At 44.2% G+C, this 3,479-nt stretch carries 5 protein-coding genes; 1 reads left to right on the top strand and 4 read right to left on the bottom strand.

Annotation, left to right across the window (positions count from 1 at the left end; genetic code table 11):
- Positions 1-244 precede the first annotated feature (244 nt).
- Positions 245-715: a signal peptidase II gene (lspA, locus tag PVE40_RS12445; RefSeq protein ID WP_274732252.1), complete on the bottom strand. Its 471-nt coding sequence runs from the start codon at positions 713-715 to the stop codon at positions 245-247.
- Between the two features lie 295 nt (positions 716-1,010).
- On the opposite strand from lspA, the gene PVE40_RS12440 reads away from it, so the two are divergent.
- Entirely contained in the window at positions 1,011-1,460 is a 450-nt protein-coding gene (locus tag PVE40_RS12440) for a hypothetical protein (protein WP_274732251.1), read from the top strand.
- 31 nt (positions 1,461-1,491) lie between these two features.
- Here PVE40_RS12440 and PVE40_RS12435 read toward each other — a convergent pair whose 3' ends face one another.
- From PVE40_RS12435 to PVE40_RS12425, 3 genes are read right to left on the bottom strand one after another with little or no spacing between them, the layout of a single operon-like run.
- On the bottom strand, positions 1,492-2,199 hold the full coding sequence (locus PVE40_RS12435) for a cation transporter (RefSeq protein ID WP_274732250.1): 708 nt from the start codon (positions 2,197-2,199) through the stop codon (positions 1,492-1,494).
- Between the two features lie 40 nt (positions 2,200-2,239).
- A complete protein-coding gene (locus PVE40_RS12430; protein ID WP_274732249.1) occupies positions 2,240-2,851 on the bottom strand; it encodes a CadD family cadmium resistance transporter in 612 nt (203 codons plus the stop codon).
- A gap of 14 nt (positions 2,852-2,865) precedes the next feature.
- The gene (locus PVE40_RS12425; RefSeq protein WP_274732248.1) at positions 2,866-3,240 is read right to left on the bottom strand and encodes an ArsR/SmtB family transcription factor; all 375 of its coding nucleotides are present in this window, start codon (positions 3,238-3,240) and stop codon (positions 2,866-2,868) included.
- Positions 3,241-3,479 lie beyond the last annotated feature (239 nt).

Raw genomic sequence — 3,479 nt, 5'->3', positions numbered from 1 at the left:
TGTATTGCCATCCCTATTATACTCCTGCACGTGATTTTCCGTCATGGCATAGAACGCGGAGCGTTCATAAAGTTTTTTGTACCCACAATGGAAGCTAAAGAAGCTGATTCCGGTGGAATACCGGAATCAGCTTCTGAGATAAACTGCCTGAGCTCTCTTTAGTTATCCTTGGCTTGGAGGCTAGCTTAGCCATTTTTGCCTGCCTATCCAGCAACCCGGCAGTTCATTTCCTTTTCGCCCCTTCCTAATCCCTTTTGGACGTAGTTCCCTCTTCTTTTTCGAAAAAGAGGAGGTAGACGATCATGGTACCCACTCCGATGGTGAGGAAAACATCTGCCACGTTGAATATCGGGAAATCAATGAAATCGAATCGGAGCATATCCACCACATAGCCGAGGCACATGCGGTCAATGAAGTTGCCCAAAGCCCCCGCCAGGATGAAGGAGAAGCTGATACCGGCCAAAATGCTCTTCTGCGGCAGGTTATGGAAGGTGTAGACCAGATATCCCACCACCAGGACGGTGATGATGAAGAAAAGGCCCATCCTCCCTTGCAAAATCCCCCAGGCGGCCCCGCGGTTCTGGATGTAGTACAGGGAAAAAATATCTGGGATAACTTCCAGCTCATCGTACAAGGCGAAGTTTTGGACGATTCCCCACTTCACCAGTTGATCTATGGCAATCAAAGCAGCTGCCAGTAGGTAGTATAAAATCATTTCGCAACCTCTCTTTATCAGTGATACAAGCACTATTCATTGTAGACGACAGGCACGAGGAAGTATAGTTCCTCGTCGGAACATTATTCGCCTACTTCTTGTATATTTTCAAATCCTTTCTCTTAAAGCAATTCTAAAATCCATCCTTATAAATGCCTGTTACTTGAGGGGAATGTTTTTTCTGTTAAGGGTATGTTACAGATTTGTTATAAGTTTAACATTATTGACTAAACCGCCATCATTTCGTCTATACTTATCATGATATTATTTTTTGTCAGTAGAGGAGAAGTGGAGATTGAAAAGGGAATTGTTGAAAAAGGTAAGCCTTAGCACATTGGTAGTACTTCAGTTAGCATCGGTGGGAACGGCTACACCGTTATTTGCGGAAGAGGTGGATAACACCCCACCAGAAGGCGCTATGCAAGAGTCTTCGGCTCCTGAACCAAAGGTCCCTTCCGAGGAGGCCGGGTCGCAAGAAGCGGCTGAATCCGTTGAATCCAGCGAGGAAGTACCGGCTGAGGAAAGCCAAGCACCTGCAGTGGAGGAATCCACAGAGGAATCGGCGGAGTCCATTGAATCCGTTGAAAGCATAGAGGAAGATCCGGAAACGGAATCCACTCCCGCTGAAAGCACGGAAGCAGCTAGTGAAGAAGCAGTAGAGGAATCCATGGAGAGTTCCTACTATTGCATTAAACTGATCTGTCTCACGGATATTTTCAAACCCCTCTTCTCGAAGTGTTTTTAACAGAATTCCCTTGACATGATCCCTTGTCGTTTCAAAACCATCCTTCCAGTGACAGGAAGATCCCGGCCAGCATGAAGGAAAAACCAAGCACCAAGCGGATGATGGCTGTCCTCAGTTCATTTTTTTCCCCGTCTTCCCTATTATCCTGCTCTACCGCTTCAGCAGCTGCTGATTCCGCCTCGGCTGTCTTCGTGCTCATTGCAATCAATGTACCGTCGGCCTTGTTCTTCAGGACAACATCTGGCTCCAACGTGTTCACTTTCTGTTTCACTTGGGAGAGGATTTGGTCTTTCTTCTCATTCGTCACTTCAAAGCTCAAGGTCTGCGTCATGAAGTTCACATTGCTGTTGGCCACACCTGCTACCTGAGCCACGCCTCTTTCGACCTTGCTCGCACAGTTGGCGCAGTCGATCCCGTCGAGGATCCATTCGTAGTGTTTTTCGTCCTCTTTTGGCTGGGTAGCCTTGTGTGCGGGGGTATCCAGCTTGATTAGGCGCCCGTCGGCCTTGTTTTTCAGGATCACGTCGGGCTCCAGCTTATTCACTTTCTGTTTCACTTGGGAGAGGATTTGGTCTTCCCTTTCCCCAGTCACCTCGAAGCGCAAGGTTTGGGTCATGTAGTTCACGTTGCTGTTGGCCACACCTGCCACCTTCGCAACGCCTCTTTCTACTTTATTAGCACAATTAGCGCAATCGATCCCATCGAGGATCCATTCGTGTTGTTTCTTGTTCTCGTCCATTGCGTCTCTCCTTATTGAATATTAGTTTGAATGGCTTTCTCTATAATCCCAACAGGGTTTGAATGGTGCCATTTTCCATCATAATATAAATTCCTAATCCAATAAAAACCAGCGAGACTATCACCCGCTGATACTTCTCGATTGTTTCTGATATCAAGGTAATTTTTGATAATCTGTAACTGATATAGCAAAGGATCGCCACAGAGATGGCGAAAACAATTAACGCTACACCAATTTCAATTCCAGCTAGTGATGTAAAGTAAGGGATATAAATACCTAGATTGTCACCACCGGAAGCCACGGTAATCAGGGCTACCGTCCAAAATAATCGGTTTCTCCCTCCTGCTTCCATTTTTTCAAGCACTTCCTCTTCATCTTCATCCTGCTCTCCCTTGAAAGCAATCCGAATTCCTAAGTACAGTGGAATCAATCCCAACAAACCAATAATCCAGTCTTCAGGAATGAGGTTTAAAACATAAGCTGCAAATAAACTGAACGCAACGAGCATTCCCGTTCCCAGGTATTGTCCCCCAACGATTCCCTTCATCTTCCCCTTCGTGCTGCTTTGAGAGAAGATAATCATGAGGATCAGGAGATAATCAATACTGGTAGAAACATAAACCGCAAGGGCAGATATAATTGTTTGTAACATAGGTACGCTCCAATCTAAGATATAAGTTGCAAGTCTTCTCCCACTCTTAAGACCGAGCGAATAAAAGTCACTATTTCTTCGTTGGCCAGCGAATAGTAAACCATCTTCCCTTCTTGATACGATACTGTGACACCGTTTTTCTTCAAGAAGCTCAAGTGGTGAGAAGTTGACGCCATACTGGCATTAATGATTGCGGCTAAATCGCATACGCACATCTCTTTATAAGTAGCGAGTGCATATAAAATCTTTATCCTTGAAGAATCCCCTAGACACTTGCTCAGTACTAATAAATCCGCAAAATCTTTATCTTTCAGTTCTTTTTGAACCTGGTCAACTTTTTCTGCATGAATAATCGTCGTTTTACAAACGTCCAAATCTATATTTTTCATCTTTACACCCCTTTCATTCAAATGTTCGTTTGAATGAAGTGTAGCACATTCTCTCTTGTTTTTCTATATTATTGGAGTCGCATTTATGCATTAATGCAGATTTCCTTCTAAAAATTACGACCCTTCTATTGTAAATCCTCTAAAGTTCAAAGTTTGAAATCACCTGAATAATTCATAGTTTTCCTAAATATTCACTAAAAGCGTATTGTGGCGCTATTATTCTATCTGTATCCCTGCAC

The organism is Jeotgalibaca caeni (genome assembly GCF_028863945.1).
In the GTDB taxonomy this organism is placed as follows: Bacteria; Bacillota; Bacilli; order Lactobacillales; family Aerococcaceae; genus Jeotgalibaca; species Jeotgalibaca caeni.
This window is presented reverse-complemented; position numbering and strand designations above follow the sequence as displayed.